The sequence below is a fragment of the Bradyrhizobium sp. USDA 3311 genome (genome assembly GCF_054062495.1).
Window position 1 is genome coordinate 6,587,905 of record NZ_JBSSFI010000001.1, and the last position, 17,879, is coordinate 6,605,783.

At 65.3% G+C, this 17,879-nt stretch carries 15 protein-coding genes and 1 pseudogene; 10 read left to right on the forward strand and 6 right to left on the reverse strand.

Annotation, left to right across the window (positions count from 1 at the left end):
• Positions 1-514 precede the first annotated feature (514 nt).
• Both ACVWW6_RS31820 and alr read left to right on the forward strand, forming a co-directional pair.
• Entirely contained in the window at positions 515-2,026 is a 1,512-nt protein-coding gene (locus tag ACVWW6_RS31820; RefSeq protein WP_028171074.1) for a replicative DNA helicase, read from the forward strand.
• A 64-nt stretch (positions 2,027-2,090) separates the two neighbouring features.
• Positions 2,091-3,338 (forward strand): alanine racemase, encoded by a 1,248-nt coding sequence (gene alr, locus ACVWW6_RS31825; protein WP_456682025.1) that lies wholly within the window; start codon positions 2,091-2,093, stop codon positions 3,336-3,338.
• Between the two features lie 12 nt (positions 3,339-3,350).
• On the opposite strand, the gene ACVWW6_RS31830 is transcribed toward alr, so the two are convergent.
• On the reverse strand, positions 3,351-3,569 hold the full coding sequence (locus ACVWW6_RS31830; protein ID WP_028171072.1) for a hypothetical protein: 219 nt from the start codon (positions 3,567-3,569) through the stop codon (positions 3,351-3,353).
• 40 nt (positions 3,570-3,609) lie between these two features.
• Between ACVWW6_RS31830 and ACVWW6_RS31835 the strand changes: the two genes are divergently transcribed.
• Positions 3,610-4,380, forward strand: a complete 771-nt coding sequence (locus ACVWW6_RS31835) for an exodeoxyribonuclease III (RefSeq protein WP_011086845.1) — start codon at positions 3,610-3,612, stop codon at positions 4,378-4,380.
• A gap of 1 nt (position 4,381) precedes the next feature.
• Here ACVWW6_RS31835 and ACVWW6_RS31840 read toward each other — a convergent pair whose 3' ends face one another.
• From ACVWW6_RS31840 to ACVWW6_RS31850, 3 genes and pseudogenes are all read right to left on the reverse strand, one after another.
• A complete protein-coding gene (locus ACVWW6_RS31840) occupies positions 4,382-5,200 on the reverse strand; it encodes a DUF4886 domain-containing protein (RefSeq protein ID WP_011086844.1) in 819 nt (272 codons plus the stop codon).
• Positions 5,201-5,283: 83 nt separating this feature from the next.
• Positions 5,284-5,653 (reverse strand): annotated as a pseudogene (locus ACVWW6_RS31845) (GFA family protein).
• A 76-nt stretch (positions 5,654-5,729) separates the two neighbouring features.
• The gene (locus ACVWW6_RS31850) at positions 5,730-6,047 is read right to left on the reverse strand and encodes a hypothetical protein (RefSeq protein ID WP_011086842.1); all 318 of its coding nucleotides are present in this window, start codon (positions 6,045-6,047) and stop codon (positions 5,730-5,732) included.
• Positions 6,048-6,233: 186 nt separating this feature from the next.
• On the opposite strand from ACVWW6_RS31850, the gene ACVWW6_RS31855 reads away from it, so the two are divergent.
• Complete coding sequence (locus tag ACVWW6_RS31855) at positions 6,234-6,959, forward strand: sulfite exporter TauE/SafE family protein (RefSeq protein WP_028171067.1); 726 nt, start codon at positions 6,234-6,236, stop codon at positions 6,957-6,959.
• 11 nt (positions 6,960-6,970) lie between these two features.
• Here the strand turns inward: ACVWW6_RS31855 and ACVWW6_RS31860 are convergent, their stop codons facing one another.
• Positions 6,971-9,040, reverse strand: coding sequence for a putative bifunctional diguanylate cyclase/phosphodiesterase (locus ACVWW6_RS31860; protein ID WP_011086840.1), 2,070 nt, complete (start codon positions 9,038-9,040; stop codon positions 6,971-6,973).
• The gene (locus ACVWW6_RS31865; RefSeq protein ID WP_038967546.1) at positions 9,040-10,197 is read right to left on the reverse strand and encodes an ABC transporter substrate-binding protein; all 1,158 of its coding nucleotides are present in this window, start codon (positions 10,195-10,197) and stop codon (positions 9,040-9,042) included. The genes ACVWW6_RS31860 and ACVWW6_RS31865 overlap by 1 nt, the downstream gene beginning before the upstream one ends.
• Before the next feature lie 204 nt (positions 10,198-10,401).
• Here ACVWW6_RS31865 and radA point away from each other — a divergent pair, with 204 nt between their 5' ends.
• The 6 genes from radA to ACVWW6_RS31895 all read left to right on the forward strand — a co-directional run bounded on the left by radA (position 10,402) and on the right by ACVWW6_RS31895 (position 17,704).
• Positions 10,402-11,847 (forward strand): DNA repair protein RadA, encoded by a 1,446-nt coding sequence (gene radA, locus ACVWW6_RS31870; protein WP_011086838.1) that lies wholly within the window; start codon positions 10,402-10,404, stop codon positions 11,845-11,847.
• A gap of 166 nt (positions 11,848-12,013) precedes the next feature.
• Positions 12,014-12,643: a CvpA family protein gene (locus tag ACVWW6_RS31875; protein WP_011086837.1), complete on the forward strand. Its 630-nt coding sequence runs from the start codon at positions 12,014-12,016 to the stop codon at positions 12,641-12,643.
• A 28-nt stretch (positions 12,644-12,671) separates the two neighbouring features.
• The gene (purF, locus tag ACVWW6_RS31880; RefSeq protein ID WP_011086836.1) at positions 12,672-14,195 is read left to right on the forward strand and encodes an amidophosphoribosyltransferase; all 1,524 of its coding nucleotides are present in this window, start codon (positions 12,672-12,674) and stop codon (positions 14,193-14,195) included.
• Positions 14,196-14,332: 137 nt separating this feature from the next.
• The gene (locus ACVWW6_RS31885) at positions 14,333-15,073 is read left to right on the forward strand and encodes an SDR family NAD(P)-dependent oxidoreductase (protein ID WP_456682026.1); all 741 of its coding nucleotides are present in this window, start codon (positions 14,333-14,335) and stop codon (positions 15,071-15,073) included.
• Between the two features lie 91 nt (positions 15,074-15,164).
• Positions 15,165-16,313, forward strand: a complete 1,149-nt coding sequence (locus ACVWW6_RS31890) for a hypothetical protein (RefSeq protein WP_456682027.1) — start codon at positions 15,165-15,167, stop codon at positions 16,311-16,313.
• Positions 16,314-16,477: 164 nt separating this feature from the next.
• Positions 16,478-17,704, forward strand: a complete 1,227-nt coding sequence (locus ACVWW6_RS31895) for an ABC transporter substrate-binding protein (protein ID WP_028171062.1) — start codon at positions 16,478-16,480, stop codon at positions 17,702-17,704.
• The last annotated feature ends 175 nt before the right edge of the window (positions 17,705-17,879 follow it).

Here is a 17,879-nt window from a genome sequence, read left to right on the forward strand (position 1 = left end):
GTCCGTTCCGGCTCTACCCCCGAAGGCTCTACCCCCGAAAGAATCCGGGGAGATGTGATCTGCTTCACATAAGTCTGGTCGGGCCTGGCTTAGACCGTCGCCATGAGCAAAGAGACCCAAACCTCATTCGACGTGCAGGACGACCTCCGCACCGATTACGCCCTGATCGCTACCGGCGTCGGGGCGGCCCTGGTTGCACTGGTCTACCTCCTGCTGGTCTGAGCCCGAGCCGAAAGCGGCCAGCGCGCGTCATTTCGCGCGCTCTTCATACGTCTGCACCCCAATCCATTAGGTTCACTGTTTCAGTATTTTTCCGCGGCACAGTCGCGGCCGCTTCCAGGCCGGGGGGAGTTCCGCAAAAATCCGTCAAGCGCGGCGCATGCTGCGGCTGCTAATCATCCACCATTTTAACTGAGCGGTTGATAGCGGCGAGCTTTTGCTTCCGCTTTGGGCGCAGGCGGCGCTTTATCCCGGCCCCGCATCCGCCCAAGAAAATTGCTAAGCACGTCCGACCATGGCCCTGACTGATTCGAACGTTCTCAAACTCGCGCCTGACGCAGGAACTCCGACCTATCGGAGCGCGCCGCACAATATCGAGGCGGAACAGAGCCTTCTGGGCGCCATCCTGGTCAACAACGATGCCTTCTACCGCGTCTCCGACTTCCTGGAGGCGAAGCATTTCTTCGAGCCGCTGCACCAGACCATCTTCGACACCGCCGGCAGCCTGATCCGGATGGGCAAGATCGCCACGCCCGTCACGCTGAAGACGTTCCTGCCCGCCGATACCGACGTCGGGGGCATGACCATCGGGCAATATCTGGCGCGCCTCGCTGCCGAAGCGACCACCATCATCAACGCCCAGGACTACGGCCGCACCGTCTACGACCTGTCGCTCAGGCGCGACCTGATCGGCATCGGCGAGGACATGGTCAATGTCGCCTATGACGCCCCGGTCGATTTCCAGCCGCGCGCGCAGATCGAGGACGCCGAGCGAAAGCTGTACGAACTCGCCGAGTCCGGGCGCTATGACGGCGGCTTCCAGAAATTCTCGCAGGCGTTGGCGGTCGCGGTCGATCTCGCGGCAAAGGCGTTCCAGCGCGACGGAAAGCTGTCGGGCATCTCGACGGGTATGCGCGACCTCGACACCAAGATGGGCGGCCTGCAGCACTCCGATCTCATCATCGTCGCGGGACGTCCCGGCATGGGCAAGACGTCACTGGCGACCAACATCGCCTACAATGTCGCACGCGCCTACGTTCCGGAACTCCAGGCCGACGGCACCACGAAGGCCGCCAATGGCGGCGTAATCGGCTTCTTCTCCTGCGAAATGTCGGCCGACCAGCTCGCCACGCGTATCGTGGCCGAGCGCACCGGCGTTCCCTCCTCCCACATCCGCCGCGGCGGCATCTCGGAAGCCGATTTCGAGAAGATCCGGGAGGTCTCGATCGAGCTGCAATCGCTTCCTTTCTATGTCGACGCGACTGGAGGCCTGTCGATCGCGCAGCTGATGGCGCGCGCGCGCCGCCTGAAGCGTCAGAAGGGCCTCGACCTGCTCGTGATCGACTACATCCAGCTGCTGTCCGGCTCGGGCAAGCGCGCCAGCGACAGCCGCGTGCAGGAAATCACTGAGATCACGACCAGCCTGAAGGCGCTCGCCAAGGAGCTCAACGTTCCCGTGATCGCGCTGTCCCAGCTCTCACGCCAGGTCGAATCCCGCGACGACAAGCGGCCGCAGCTCTCCGACTTGCGTGAATCCGGATCGATCGAGCAGGACGCCGACGTCGTCCTATTCGTGTACCGCGAGGAATATTACCTCGCGATGAAGGAGCCCCGCCCGGGCACGCCTGAACACGAGAAGTGGCAGCTTGACATGAGTCTTGCGCACGGAAAAGCCGAGGTCATCATCGGCAAGCAGCGCCACGGCCCGACAGGCACCGTCGATCTGGCGTTCGAAGCCTCCGTCACGCGGTTCGGTGACCTCGCGCCCGACAGCCAGATGCCGGCTCGCAGCAGCAACGACTACTGAGTTCCTTGAACCAGACCTGCCTCTTGCGTAAAACGGCGCCATGACAATGGCGTCCGACCCGAAAATGAACCCGCAATCCGGCCTTCTCTCAGCGGAGGCCAACCATGCCGCCGCGCTCGCTGCCTTCGGCGGCGTGCTCACCGTCGACCTCGACGCCATCATTGCCAACTGGCGCAAGGTCGAGAAGACGGCGGTGCCGGCCGAATGCGCGGCGGTGATCAAGGCCGATGCCTATGGCTGCGGCGCCGCGCAGGTCGCGCGTGCCCTCCACAAGGCCGGCTGCAAGACCTTCTTCGTCGCCACCATCGAGGAGGCGCGCAAGGTGCGCGCCGCCGTACCGGAGCCGACCATCTACGTGCTCGGCGGCTATTTCCAGAACACCGGCGAGCACTACGCCCAGATCAATTGCCGTCCGGTGATCGGCGATCTCAACGAGCTCGCCGAATGGGACGTGTTCTGCCGCCGCACCGGCTGGAACGGAGGCGCCGCTGTTCACATCGACACCGGCATGAACCGGCTCGGGCTGACGCTTGCGGAAGCACAGGCCATCATCCCCCGCATCAATGCCGGCGACCACGGCATCACGCTGGTGATGAGCCATCTGGTCTCGGCCGAGCAGCTCAACAGCCCCGTCAATGCCAAACAGCTCGCTTCCTTCCGCGGCATCGCCAGCGAATTCTCCGGCGTGCCGGCGGCGCTCGCCAATTCGTCCGGAATCTTCCTCGGGGCGCCGTTCCAGTTCGACCTGGTGCGGCCGGGCGCCGCGCTCTACGGCGTCAACCCGACGCCGGAGGCCGATAATCCGATGCAGCCGGTGGTCGACCTCAAGGCGCGCATCGTGCAGATTCGCAATGTCGAGCGCGGCGAGAGCGTCGGCTATGGCGGCACCTGGACCGCGCGCCGGCCGACCAAGCTTGCAATCATCGCGGTCGGCTATGCCGACGGCTATTTCCGCGCCGCCAGTTCAAACGACGGCACGCGCGGCGCAGAGGTGATCGTTGCCGGCAAACGCTGCCCGGTTGCAGGCCGCGTCTCCATGGACCTGATCGCGATCGACATCACCGATCTGCCGCCGAACGCGGCACGGCGCGGCCACCTGGTGACGCTGATCGGCGAAGGCATCACCGTCGACGAGCTCGCGCATCATTTCGGCACGATCGGCTATGAGGTGCTGACCAGCCTCGGCCACCGCTATGCCCGCGTCTACAAGGGCGGCAATGTGGTGGAGCCGCTGGCAAAGCCGGCAGCCGAGCAGCCGTCCTCTCCGCCGCCGGTCGAGCAGCCGGCGAGCCCGCCGCCGCTGCCGAGCTAAGCCGTCAGCCGCCTACTTCTTCTTCCTGTTGTCCAGCGCCGCCTTGCAGGTCGCGCTGAGCTGGTCGCGCTTGCCGTTGAGGCAGGCGACGATGCCGCCGCCCGGCGCAATGCCGGCACAGAACTTGTCGTAATCCGCCTTGCACGCGCCGCGTGGATCGGACGATTGTGCCGAAGCCGCTCCGGAGATCGCGGCCACGACGACGAGAGCAGCAAAGTTCAACTTGGACATTGTATCTCCGGTGACGGAAGGCAGGAGCCGCTAGCTCTACATGAAGATCGCGACATTCAACATCAACAACATCAACCGCCGCCTGCCCAATCTGCTGGCATGGATGCGCGCGGCAAAGCCAGATGTCGTCGCGCTCCAGGAATTGAAGGCAAGTGATGGCGAATTTCCGGCGGCAGCCATCGAAAAGGCCGGCTACGGCGCAGTATGGCGTGGACAAAAAACCTGGAACGGCGTTGCCATCCTCGCCCGCGATGCCGAGCCCATTCTCACCCGCGACCGCCTGCCCGGCGGCAGCGACGATCACGAGGCGCGCTACATCGAGGCCGCCGTGCGCGGCATCATCGTCACCAGCATCTACCTGCCCAACGGCAACCCCCAGCCGGGGCCGAAATTCGACTACAAGCTTGACTGGTTCGCGCGCCTGAAGCGCCACGCCAAGACCTTCATCAAGCAGGATCTGCCCGTGGTGCTCGCCGGCGACTACAACGTGGCGCCGACGGCGATCGACATTTATCCGACGAGGTCCTGGGACAAGGATGCGCTGATCCAGCCGAAGAGCCGCGCGGCATTTGCCTCGCTCGTCGCGCAAGGCTGGGGCGACGCGATCCGCGAGCTTCATCCGGACAAGCGCATCTACACTTTCTGGGACTATAAGCGGAACCGCTGGCCGCGCGATGCCGGCCTGCGGCTCGATCATCTGCTGCTCAGCCCTGCCCTTATTTCACGCCTGGCCAAGGCCGGCGTCGACAAGAAGGTGCGCGGCGAGGACGGCGCAAGCGATCACGCGCCGGCCTGGATCGTCCTGCGCTAGATCAGAGCCCGTAATACTCCTGCACCGTGTCCCACGCCGCCTTTTGCAACAGTTGCGCCGTCTCCGGATCCAGCCCTATCGTGTAGGAATTGCCGACCGGCGTGCGACCTGTCAGCGCGGCGAGCGTCGTGCAGGCCGCCAGATACGTGCCGGCCGGACTCGGATGCCGCTTGTCCGGCGCATAGAGATTGAGCTCGGGCTGAAGCTTGCGGACGCGCGCAAACGCAAGACCCGCGGGAATGACGAGCGCATCATTGGCATTGCCGGCGAGCGTATAGGCCTCGGCCAGTCCTTCCGTCATCTCCGGCTTGTCGGCGTAGGCCCAGGACATGAACAGCACCGGCCGCATGTCGTGGGCGCGGACGATCTCGCTGTCCTTCTTCGCGAAGGCGACGAAGGCGTCTTTCAATTGCGGATGGATTGGGCACTGGCTGCAATCCATCATCACAACCGCTTCGAACTGCCTGCCGGGCTTGTTGAAGACCACGACGTTCTGCTCGTCGAAGGAGTAGGCGCCGATGCCGCCCGGCCGCAGCAGATTGTCCATGTCGTGCCAGTCGAGGCCGGAGCCGCCGATCGTGACCATGGTGTTGCGATACGCCGCCTTGTTGGCCGCATCCGCAGCCCGCTCCATGAAGGAGAGATGCCAGGGCATGCCGTTGTTGTAATAGAAGAAGCTGTTCCCGACGAACAGCGCCGCCTTGGGGAAGTCAGGTCCGAGCGTCGTGACCTTCGGCCTGGTCTGCGCCTGCGCCGCGTTGAAGCTGACTACAACTCCCAGACACATTGCGAGCATCGCTCGCGTCAAAAGACGCATCATGGGTTTCCTCGCCTTTCTTCTCACCGAGGCCGGAAACAGATCAGCTTTCTCCGCCAGCCTCAAGAGGACGGGAGGCGGCATCCTCACCACAAATTCTTGCCGTCGATCATGTTCACCGGTACCGCGTCGAGGTCGAAATCGTCGAACAGGCGCGCGTTCACCGCGACCTTGGGGTTGTCGAAGTCAGGCTTGCCGGTCGACCAGTCCGGCGACTCCGAATAGGTGCCGCAGCCGCAGCTCGCACAGAAATGGTGTTTGACGGTGCGGCTGCCCCAGAGATAGGTCGTGACGTTTTTCCGGCGGCGACAGCAGACGAAACTGCGCCGGCTTGTAATAGGCCCACAGCGAGCCGCGCTTGGCGCAGAGCGAACAGGTGCAGCGCGTCACGCTGGAGGGCGCCTCCGTCACCTCGAACACCGTTTCACCGCAATGACAGCTCGCCTCGATCGACATGACCACCTCTCCGTTTTGTCAGGAGATGGTCGTAGCCGGCCCCTGCTGCCAACATGCTGTCAGCAGCGCAATTCCCTCATGGAGTCTCGTTCACGGAGAGGCGCCTGGCATTCGCGGCCACATGCTCACGATAGCGCCGGACGATGGCGGCCGGCGTTGCCCCCGCAAGCAGGCCCGCGGCGGCCTCGAAGGCTGCAGCGATCTTCTCGCTCACCATCAGCACGGCCTCCTGCCCGGCGGCCTCATCGCCCTGGCTGAGCTTCTCGCAGCGCAGCCGCACCACTTTACTCGCTTCGACCGCGAGCATCGCGCCGGCGTACCAGGGAAAACCGTTGTCGGACCCGCTGAGCACGGCATGGCGGTCGAGCGCGGAGAAGGAATGGTGATCCGGCATCGCGGACCTCAAATTCTCTAGGCGAGCGCTCCGATCAATACGCTTCAAATTCTAAGGACCAGGCCGCCGAGCGGGTCGGATTGGCGGTTCCTGCGACACCGCCGATTAACCAAGAGGCGATGTCGATGCGGCTGGGCACGGTTGCCGGCCACGGGCTACATTCGTCCGATTCCCGGAGCCCCGCCCTTGGCCTTCCTCTTCGTCCTCACCGTCGGCCTCGTCGCCGGCACCATCTCAGGCATCGTCGGCACCGGCTCGTCGATCATGCTGATGCCGGTGCTGGTCTACGCCTATGGGCCGAAGGAAGCCGTGCCGATCATGGCGGTCGCCTCCGTCATGGCGAATTTCTCGCGGATCCTGGCCTGGTGGCGCGAGGTCGACTGGCGGGCCTGCGCGGCCTATTCGGTGACGGGTGTTCCGGCCGCAGCGCTTGGCGCGCGCACGCTGCTCGCGCTCCCCTCCCACACCGTCGATCTTGCCATCGGCATCTTCCTGATCGCAATGGTGCCGGTCCGGCACTGGCTGGCGCGGCACGACCTCAAGGCCAATCTCTGGCATCTTGCGATCGGCGGCGCCGTCATCGGCTATCTCACCGGCATCGTGGTCTCGACCGGGCCGCTCAGCGTGCCGCTGTTCCTGTTCTACGGCCTCTCCAAGGGCGCATTCCTCGCCACCGAGGCGGCCGCCTCGCTCGGCCTCTACTTCGCGAAGTCCGTGACCTTCGAGCGCTTCGGCGCACTGACGAGCGATGTGTTCATCAAAGGTCTGATCGCAGGATCGTCATTGATGGCCGGCGCCTTCATCGCAAAGCGTTTCGTGCTGCATCTGAAGCCCGAGATGTTCCGCCTGCTGATGGACGCGATCATGATCGCAGCCGGGCTCTCGATGTTCTGGAACGCGACACAGCCGTAGCCGCACAGCGCTCAGGCGGCAAATTCGGGCGCGATCGACGGGCTGTCGGTGACGACGCGGCTCCCAGCCGCCTGTCCCTCGAGCCATTGCAGCACGGCCGCGAGCGGTTGCGGCCGATGATAGTGATAACCCTGCCCGAGCATCACACCCATCTCGCGCATGGCGTCAGCTTGCTCGGGCCGCTCGATGCCTTCCGCGACAAGCGTCAGCCCCAGCGTGCCGGCGAGCGAGGCGATGACGCCAACGATCGCCTTGTCTTCCGCGCTGTCCGGAATCTCGCTGATGAAGGCCTTGTCGATCTTGACCTTGTCGAGTGGGAAACGCCTGAGATGGGCGAGCGAGCTGTAGCCCGTGCCGAAATCGTCGAGCGCGATGGTGGCGCCGAGGCGCCGCAGGCGGTGCAACGTCTCGGACGCGCTGGCGATGTTGTTGATCAGCGAACCCTCGGTGATCTCAAGCTCGAGCGACGATGCCGCGACGCCGAAGCGCTGGCAGGTCTCGCGCAGCTCGGCGGCAAGCGAATGGTCGGCGAGCTCGGACGGCGGCAGGTTGATCGCGATCCGGATATCCGGCCTGCCGGCGGCAGCCAGATGTCGCAGCGCGCGGCAGGCATCGGTCAGCACATAGCGCGTCAGCCGTGCATTGTTGCCGCTGCGCTCGATCAGTGACAGGAATTCGCCGGGACCGATCACGCCATATTCAGGGTGGCGCCAACGAATGAGCGCCTCCAGGCCGACGACGCCCTGGCTGTCGAGGTCGACCTGGCTTTGATACCAGACCTCGAACTGGCCCTCGGCGAAGCCTGTGGGAATGGCAAGCTCGAGCTCCCTGCGACGGCGGTAGTCGCGCTGGAGCGCCTCGTTCAGCACCGCGACGGTGCCGGGCGCCTTGGTCTTGGCATGGTAGAGCGCGATGTCGGCGAGCGCCGGCAGGTGCGATAGCTCGGGATCGTCGGCGCGGCGCACGGCAAGACCGATGCTGGCCCGCGGCACGACCTGCTTGTCGTGAAGCCGGATCGGCTCGGAAATCGCGGCCAGCAGATGGCGCGCGAAGGCCTGCGCGGTCGCTTCGTTGCTGACTTCGGGGCGGATCACGACGAATTCGTCGCCGCCGAGCCGCGCCACCCAATCCTGCGGCTCGACCGCCTCGCGGAGACGCCCGGAAATGTGGACCAGGAACTTGTCGCCGGCATCATGACCGAAAGTGTCGTTGATGCCCTTGAAGTCGTCCAGATCGATGAAGCAGAAGGCGATCAGGGAATCCGGCGAGCCTGCATCGCCGCTCAAGGTCACCAGGCGCTCGGACAGCGAGCGCCGATTGGGCAGGCTCGTAAGCGGGTCGTGCGACGCCATGTGCCCGAGCCGGTCGAGCGCACCTGACGTCGTGTGCTGCATCGCGTTGAAGGCGTGCGCGAGCTGGCCGAATTCGTTCGACGATGTGATGTCCGCCGGATAGGCGCGACCATCCCGCTTGCTGCGCTGGATCGCCGACATGATTGCGTCAAGCGGCTTGCCGATGAAGATGTTCGCCGATATCCGCATTGCGACCACGGTCGCAAGCGTTGCGAGCAGGCCAACGATCAGCAGCCGCATCAGACGGCTGCCCGTGTCGGCGTAGACTGTCGCGTAGGAATAGGCGATCGCGATGCGGCCGGCCTGCACGGCCATGTTGCCGTTGCTGTAGTTGATCGGACGCGACACCTCCGCGACCGCCTGCCCGGAGGGGCGCGCCACCACGCGGGCGATTGCAGCGCCGGTGTCGTCATAGACGGCCGCCGCCGCGATGGTCTCGTCGTGCATGATCTCATTGAGCACGTTCGTGACCTGGTCGTAACGCATCTTCCAGAGCGGCTCGGCGATCAGCTCGGCGCGGCTCTCGGCCGTGCGGGCAATGCGCGCGTCGAGCTGCCTGATCTGCGACCAGAAGCTGGATGCCTCGACGCCGGCGGAGGCGAGCAACTGCACCACCAGCAGCACCGGCACGGTGGCCCAGATCATCGCGCGGACCACCGAGCGCGAGCGCGACGGCGCCGCCGCTTGCTGCTTGCGATCCGGATCGGTCATGTCGTCACCGTTCCGCATCAGTCAGCGATGCCTTCCGGCAGCGTCAGCGAAGAAATCAGCGCATCGACGGAGAAATCGTACTGGCCGCAGCGCCCTGCCCTCGCCCTGAAACGCGCGAAATCGATCCGATCGAAGGCGCGCGTCTTGATGAGGTCTCCGACCGCAGCGAGATTGTCGCGGGTGATCGCGGATGTCTTGGCCTCGACGCGGGGCGATGTGGCCGCGAAATCGCAGCCATCGGCGTAGTCGCGGAGCAGGACGATCGACCAGCCGCCGAGCAGGAAGTGGCCGCCGTCGGTCAGGAGCAGACGGCCGGCCCTGATCTCGCGCAGTGCATCCTCCGACCAGTTGAGGCCGACCACCTGAATATTCCGACCGGGCATGAGGCCGGCAGCGGTCGCCGCGCGAAGCGCGCCGAGCGCCATCGGATCGTTTCCGGCCCAGATGCCGGCGGGCCGAATCTCCTTGCGCGCGGCCCAGCTCAGATAATTCGCCGTGACCTGCTCGGCCTCCGACTGCGTCCAGTTGGCGAACAGCATCCGGTCCACCACCACGTCGGGCGCGGCCGCCACCGCAAGCTGGAGCCCGGCGTTGCGCGCGATCGAGGCGGGCGTGATCTCGTCGCCACCGATGCCGAGAATGTGGATCTTGCCGTCCGGGCTCTGCCATTTCTCGGCACGCGCCGCGCTGATCAGCGCATTCGCCATCCGCGCGCCCGCGGTCTGAAGATCGGTCGTGATGTCGCCGAGCCAGGTCTTGAGCGTCTGGCGCGGCGGTCCGAGCCGCGCCGCATCCTCGCCGATCAGCGTGTTCGAGAGCAGCAGTGTCTTGACGCCCGCGACCTCGGCCGCTTCCAGGATCGGAACGGCGGCGGATTCCTCGTTCGAGAGAATGAGGAAGTCGGGCTTGTCGGGACGTGCCACGACGCCGAACCCCAGTTCCTGCATGGTGCGGTAGTTGCGCTCGCTGGTCAGCACCTCGACATGCGCATCAAGCTTGCGGCCGGCGGCCTGCATGGTCTGCGCGACCATGTCCCAATAGACCTCGCCGGTCTTGCCGGGATTCACGAAGACGATGTTGAGGGATTTGGCGTCAGCCGCGACGACACGGCCGGCAGGCGCCAGGACGCCGCAGGCCATGCCCACGGCGAGCAATATCCGCAAAAATATCGTCATTGGTCTCGTCACCCCGTACTGGTTCCGAAACTGGACCGTCGTCCGCTAACATTTGGCAAAGCCCGGTGCGGCGCTGGGGCCTAGAACTAACAAAGGGTGTACTGGTTGCGTTGAATTGCGATATTGGGCGCGCGGGCGATCGGCCTCGCGGCCCGCCATTCCGTGCTATCAGCTGACATCAAGACCCCCGACTCAACTGTCCCCATGGCCAAGAACACGCTTTCCTTCGTCTGCCAGAACTGCGGCGCGGCCTATAACCGCTGGCAGGGCAAGTGCGAGTCCTGCGGCGAGTGGAATACGCTCGCCGAGGAGGACACGAGCGGCAGCGTGCCGGTCTCGATCCGCTCCAAGCGCAAGGGCCGGACCTTTGCGCTGGAGAGCCTTGCCGGCAAGAGCCCGGACGCGCCGCGCCTGTCCTCGGGGATGACCGAGCTCGACCGCGTCACCGGCGGCGGCTTCGTCCGCGGCTCGGTGCTCCTCGTCGGCGGCGATCCGGGCATCGGCAAATCGACACTGCTGACGCAGGCGACCAGTCTGATGGCGCGCGCCGGGCATCGGATCGTCTACATCTCCGGCGAAGAAGCCATCGCCCAGGTGCGGCTGCGTGCCGAGCGGCTCGGCCTGTCGGACGCGCCGGTGCAGCTTGCGGCCGAGACCTCGGTCGAGGACATCGTCTCGACGCTGTCGGAGGGCGCGGTTCCCCGCCTGATCGTGATCGACTCGATCCAGACCATGTGGACCGACACCGTGGAATCCGCGCCCGGCACCGTCACGCAGGTGCGCGCTTCGGCGCAGGCGTTGATCCGTTTCGCCAAGAAAACCGGCGCCGCCATCATCCTGGTCGGCCACGTCACCAAGGACGGCCAGATCGCAGGCCCCCGCGTGGTCGAGCACATGGTCGATGCCGTGATGTCGTTCGAGGGCGAAGGCTCGCAGCAATTCCGCATCCTGCGCGCCGTCAAGAACCGCTTCGGGCCAACCGACGAGATCGGCGTGTTCGAGATGACCGGCCTTGGTCTGCGCGAGGTCACCAATCCCTCCGAACTGTTCCTGTCGGAGCGCGATCTCGGCACGCCGGGCACCGCGGTGTTTGCGGGCATCGAGGGCACAAGGCCGGTCCTGGTCGAATTGCAGGCACTGGTCGCACCAACCTCGCTCGGCACCCCGCGCCGGGCCGTGGTCGGCTGGGATCCGAGCCGCCTCTCGATGGTGCTGGCGGTGCTGGAAGCCCATTGCGGGGTCAAGCTGTCCGGCCATGACGTCTATCTGAACGTCGCCGGCGGCTTGCGCATCCACGAGCCGGCGGCCGACCTCGCCGCGGCGGCGGCACTGGTGTCGTCCCTGGTTAATGCGCAGTTACCCACGGATGCAGTCTATTTCGGCGAGATTTCGCTCTCAGGCGTGGTCCGTCCGGTGGCGCAGACCCCGGCCCGGCTGAAGGAAGCGGCAAAACTCGGCTTCCAGCGCGCCGTGCTGCCCGAATCGGCCCGGGGCGAAGCCGGCGGCGACGCCGGACTGTCGCTCAATGCGGTGAACAGCCTGACGACTTTGGTGGCCGAGATCGCCGCCCGCGGCTCCCGTCGGGGCGAATCCGGCGGATCGGCAGAGAAAAATGCCACACCGGCAAGATTCCGCCGCGGAGAGGGGTAGCCGGAGGTGACGTCCCCGGCCCCCGCCGCTATACAGCCGTCACAAAAGCAGCATGGGATTGCGTGGTTGCGGCCTTGCCGGGAACGCCGTCTGCCCCTCTTTTAGGACGGCGGCCAAACACCGATTCGCTGAGCACCTTTGAAGTACGAGCGGACCAGACCAGCCGATGCCAGTAACACTCCTCGACCTGATCCTGCTCGGTGTGATGCTGATCTCGGGCCTGCTTGCGATGGTCCGCGGCTTCATGCGCGAAATCCTGTCGATCGCAGCCTGGGGCGCGGCGGCGATCGTGACGCTGTACTCCTTCTCCAAGCTGCTGCCGACCGCAAAGACCTATTTCAACAACGACACGGTCGCGAGTGTGGTCGTGGTCGCCGGCGTGTTCGTCGGTACCCTGGTCGTGGTCTCCGTGATCACCGTCCGGATCTCCGACATGATCCTGGATTCGCGGATCGGCGCGCTGGACCGCACCCTCGGCTTCCTGTTCGGGCTGGCTCGCGGCCTTTTGATCGTCGTGGTCGCCTTCCTGTTCTTCACCTGGCTGGTGCCGGACAAGCAGCGCCCGGACTGGGTTACGGGGGCGAAATCCCGCGTGGTGCTCCAGGGAACCGGCGATTGGCTGATGGCGCTCTTGCCGGACGACCCCGAGAACACCATCTTGAAGAGATTCAAGAAAAACAAACCAGATGATGATCAAGCTGATTCCGAGCAGCAGCCTTCGGGCAGCGGCGACGGATACAGTAAACCTGCTCGTGACAGCCTGAAAAAGCTGATCGAGAAACCTGCGGCGCGTTGATTAGGCCCTAAAGAGAGGCGCGGACGAGATGCGACACCCTGACCAGGACGCCCAACTTGATCTCGATCCAAAAGCCGGTTTGAGCCCGGCCGCGCTAGAGCTTCAGGACGATCTGGAGGGGGATACGCTCCGCGAGGAATGCGGCGTATTCGGCATCTACGGCCACCCCGACGCCGCCGCCATCACCGCCCTCGGCCTCCACGCCCTTCAGCACCGCGGCCAGGAAGCCGCCGGTATCGTCTCCTATGACGGCAGCCGCTTTCACAGCGAACGCCGCCTCGGCCTCGTCGGCGACACTTTCTCCCGCCGCGAGGTGATCGACCGCCTGCCCGGCAACATGGCGGTCGGCCATGTCCGCTACTCCACCACCGGCGCGACCATCCTGCGCAACGTGCAGCCGCTGTTCGCCGAGCTCAACGCCGGCGGCCTTGCGGTCGCCCATAACGGCAACCTCACCAACGGCCTGACGCTGCGTCGCGAGCTCGTGAGGAACGGCGCGATGATGCAGTCGACCACCGACACCGAGGTGATCCTGCACCTCGTCGCGCGCTCCCGGCGCAGCCGCTTCATCGAGCGCTATATCGACGCGCTGCGCGAGATCGAGGGCGCCTATGCGCTGGTCTCGCTGACCAACAAGAAGCTGGTCGGCGCGCGCGACCCGCGCGGCATCCGTCCCCTGGTGCTCGGTGAGCTCGATGGCTGCCCGATCCTGACGTCGGAGACTTGCGCGCTCGACATCATCGGCGCGCGCTTCATCCGCGACATCGAGCCGGGCGAAGTCATCGTGTTCGACGAGAACGGCCAGGACATCCACAAGCCGTTCCCGCCGATGGCGCCGCGTCCCTGCATCTTCGAATACATCTATTTCTCCCGTCCGGATTCCATCGTCCACGGCCGCTCGGTCTACGAGGTGCGCAAGGCCTTTGGTGCGCAGCTCGCGCGCGAGAGCCACGTGCCGATCGACGTCGTCGTACCGGTGCCGGATTCCGGCGTGCCCGCCGCTGTCGGCTACAGCCAGCATTCCGGCGTGCCGTTCGAGCTCGGCATCATCCGCAACCACTATGTCGGCCGCACCTTCATCCAGCCGACGCAGGCAATCCGCGAATCCGGCGTGCGCATGAAGCATTCGGCCAACCGCGCCGCGATCGAAGGCAAGCGCATCATCCTGATCGACGACTCGCTGGTCCGCGGCACCACCTCGAAGAAGATCGTGCGCATGATGCGCGATGCGGGCGCCAAGGAAGTGCATTTCCGCCTCGCCTCGCCGCCGATCCTCTATCCCGATTATTACGGCATCGACCTGCCGGATCGCGGCGGCCTGCTGGCCGCAACGCATTCGCTGGAGGAAATGCGCGAGATCATCGGCGCCGACTCGCTCGCCTTCCTGTCGATCGACGGCATGTACCGCGCCATGGGCGAGCCCGGCCGCGACCCGGCCAATCCGAAGTTCTCGGATCACTGCTTCACCGGGGCCTATCCGACCCACCTCACCGACCAGACCCAGACCGAGCAGCAGCCCCGGCAATTGTCGCTGCTGGCGGAGGCGAGCTGACGGCGGAGCCGTCATCCCGGGGCGGTCCGTAAGGACCGAACCCGGGATCTCGAGATTCCGGGTTCGCGCTACGCGCGCCCCGGAATGACGGGGATGCGGGGGCTTGTCCCGGCCATCCACGGCTGTAAAACCCCGCCATGACAAATCCCCTCGCCGACCGCATCGCTCTCGTCACCGGCGCCTCGCGCGGCATCGGCTTCGCCACGGCCAAGGCGCTGGCGAAGGCCGGCGCACACATCGTCGCGGTGGCGCGCACGCAGGGCGGGCTGGAAGAGCTCGACGACGAGATCCGCAAAGACGGCGGCAGCGCCACGCTGGTGCCGCTCAACCTCACCGATTCCGACGGCATCGCGCGGCTGGGCGCAGGCCTGCACGAGCGCTACGGCAAGCTCGACATCCTCGTCGGCAATGCCGGCGTGCTCGGCCCCTCCTCGCCGATCGGTCATATCGAGCTGAAGGCCTTCAACGACGTGATGGCGGTCAACGTCTCCGCGAACTTCCAGCTCATCCGCTGCATGGAGCCGCTGCTGAAGCAGTCCGATGCCGGCCGCGCCGTGTTCATCACCTCGGGCGCCGCCAGCAAGGCGACCGCCTATGTCAGCCCCTACGCCGCCTCCAAGGCCGCGCTGGAAACGCTGGCGCGCGCCTGGGCGCAGGAGACCGCGAACACGCCTCTTCGTGTCAACCTGTTCAACCCCGGCCCGGTCCGCACCCGCATGCGTGCCACCTTGATGCCGGGCGAGGATCCCGCGACGCTCGACACCGCCGAGCAGGTCGCCGAATTCATCGTGCCGATGTGCGCACCCGACTGGACCGAGACCGGCAAGTTCTACGACTACAAGACCCGCAGCCTGATGAGCTTCCGCTCGCCAGCCTGATTGACTTGGCTGATTGACTTGGGTCCCTCCCCGCGATTGACTGCCCGTGCTCAAGCGGCAGCAAGCCGCAGGCCAAAAAAGGGAGGTTGCGATGGCACCATCGCATGATCGCGCACGCGTTGGCGGTGCGCTCGCACGGGTCTCTCACGCCTTCTCCATCCTGATCGCGGCACTCGCATTTGCGCTTCCGGGCGTTGCGACCGCCGGCGATGTCCCGACCTTCGCCGTCGATCCCGCCTGGCCAAAGCCGCTGCCGAACAACTGGATCCTCGGCCAGGTCGGTGGCATCACCGTCGACTGGCAGGGCCACATCTGGGTGATCCATCGCCCGCGCTCGCTCACCGATGACGAGAAAGGCGCAAGCCTCAATCCGCCGCGCTCGAAATGCTGCGTCTCGGCGCCGCCCGTGCTCGAATTCGACACCGACGGCAACCTGCTGCGGTCCTGGGGCGGCCTGGGCGAAGGCTACGAATGGGTCGGCCGCGAGCACGGCATCGAGGTCGACGAGCGCGGCTTCGTCTGGGTCGGCGGCAACGCCGACAATGACAACGCCATTTTGAAGTTCACGCTCGACGGCAAGTTCGTCGCCCAGATCGGCAAGATCGCGCCGAGCCTCGGCAGCAACGACACGACGCAACTCGGCAAGCCCGCGGAGACCGCGATCGACAAGGAGGCGAACGAGATCTACGTCGCCGACGGCTACGGCAACCGCCGCATCATCGTGTTCGACGCGAGCACGCTGGCCTACAAGCGGCACTGGGGCGCCTATGGCAACAAGCCTGATGACAACAAGCAGGCGCCCTACGATCCCAAAGCGCCGGTTGCCCAGCAATTCGGCAATCCCGTCCATTGCGTGAAGCTCGCCAATGACGGGCTGGTCTATGTCTGCGACCGCATCAACAACCGTATCCAGGTGTTTCGGAAGGACGGCACCTTCGTGAAGGAGTTTTTCTTCGAGAAGAACACGCTCGGCAACGGCGCGGTGTGGGACATCGCGATCTGGCCCGATCCAAAGCAGACCTGGCTGCTCAGCGCCGACGGCGAGAACAACGAGATCAGGGTGATCAGGCGCGACGACGGCAGCGTGGTCGGCAGCTTCGGGCGCAACGGCCGCAATGCCGGTCAATTCCACTGGGTGCACGCCATGGCGATCGACGCCAAGGGTAACGTCTATACCGCCGAGGTCGATACCGGAAAGCGCATCCAGAAATTCAAGCTGACGTCGGACGCGCTCAAATAGCGCCTCAACGCATTTTGCCCAAAAGTTAACCGACGGATGACGTAACGACGCAGCGTCATCCGGCTTTAGGCGCATTGCCGCCGGCCGGGGGACACGGTAGAGCGATCAGCCGGACCAAGGCTCCGCAAGAGAGCCGTCCGCATGTTTGACAATGGAGGGAATCTATTATGACGACATTCGCGCGCCGCTCCGCGGCCCTTCTGGCCTGTGCCGCCTTCGGTTTTTCCACATCCGCCTTCGCGCAAGACAAGACCGTCAAGATCGGCGTCTTGAACGACATGTCGAGCCTCTATGCCGACATCGGCGGCCCGAACTCGGTCGCCGCGGTGAAAATGGCGGTCGAAGATTCCGGCCTGAAGGCCAAGGGCTGGACCATCGATGTCCTCTCGGGTGATCACCAGAACAAGCCCGACATCGGCGTCAACATCGCCCGGCAATGGATCGATGCCGACAAGGTCGACGCCATCGCCGACACGCCGAGCTCCGGCGTTGCACTCGCGGTGAGCAACCTCGTCAAGGATAAGAATTCGGTGCTGCTCAATTCGGGCGCCGCCACGGCCGACCTCACCGGCAAGGCCTGCACGCCCAACACCGTCTCCTTCACCTACGACACCTACATGCTCGCCAACGGCACCGGCAAGGCCCTGACCAAAGCCGGCGGCGACAGCTGGTTCTTCCTGACCGCGGACTACGCGTTCGGCCACGCGCTGGAGCGTGACACCAGCGCCGTCGTCACGGCCACCGGCGGCAAGGTGCTCGGCGGCGTCAAGCATCCGCTCAACTCCTCCGACTTCTCCTCCTTCCTGCTGCAGGCGCAGTCGTCGAAGGCCAAGGTCATCGGCCTTGCCAACGCCGGCGGCGACACCACCAACGCGATCAAGCAGGCGGCCGAGTTCGGCATCGTGGCCGGCGGCCAGAAGCTCGCCGCGCTGCTGCTGTTCATCAACGACGTGCATTCGCTGGGCCTGAAAACGGCACAGGGGCTGACCTTCACCGAGTCCTTCTACTGGGACCTCAACGATCAGACCCGCGAATGGTCGAAGCGCTTCCAGAAAGTGTCGCCCAAGGGCTCGATGCCCTCGATGACGGTGGCGGGCCTCTATGCGGAAATCCTGCACTACCTGAAGGCAATGGACGCGCTCGGCGGCAATCCGCATGACGGCGCCAAGGTCGTCGCCAAGATGAAGGAGCTGCCGACCGACGATCCGCTGTTCGGCAAGGGCCCGCTGCGCGCCGACGGCCGCCGCCTCATCCCGGCCTATCTCTTCGAGGTGAAGAAGCCGGAAGAGTCGAAGGGGCCGTGGGATTACTACAAGCTGGTGGCCACCATCGCGCCGGAAGATGCCGCCAAGCCGCTCGAGGCGAGCGAGTGCCCGCTGGTCAAGAAGTGACCGCGTAGCGGACGCGCGCAGTCTCCACGACGACATGCCCGGGCGAGAGCGCGAAGCGCGTCTTCGTCCCGGGCATTTACGTTCGGGGCCTGCACAAAGGACGAGGGTACCGGCGGGCAAGGCGCCGCTCGCGCCATTTCTCTACGTCGCGTCTCTACAACGCGGACGAGCGCTT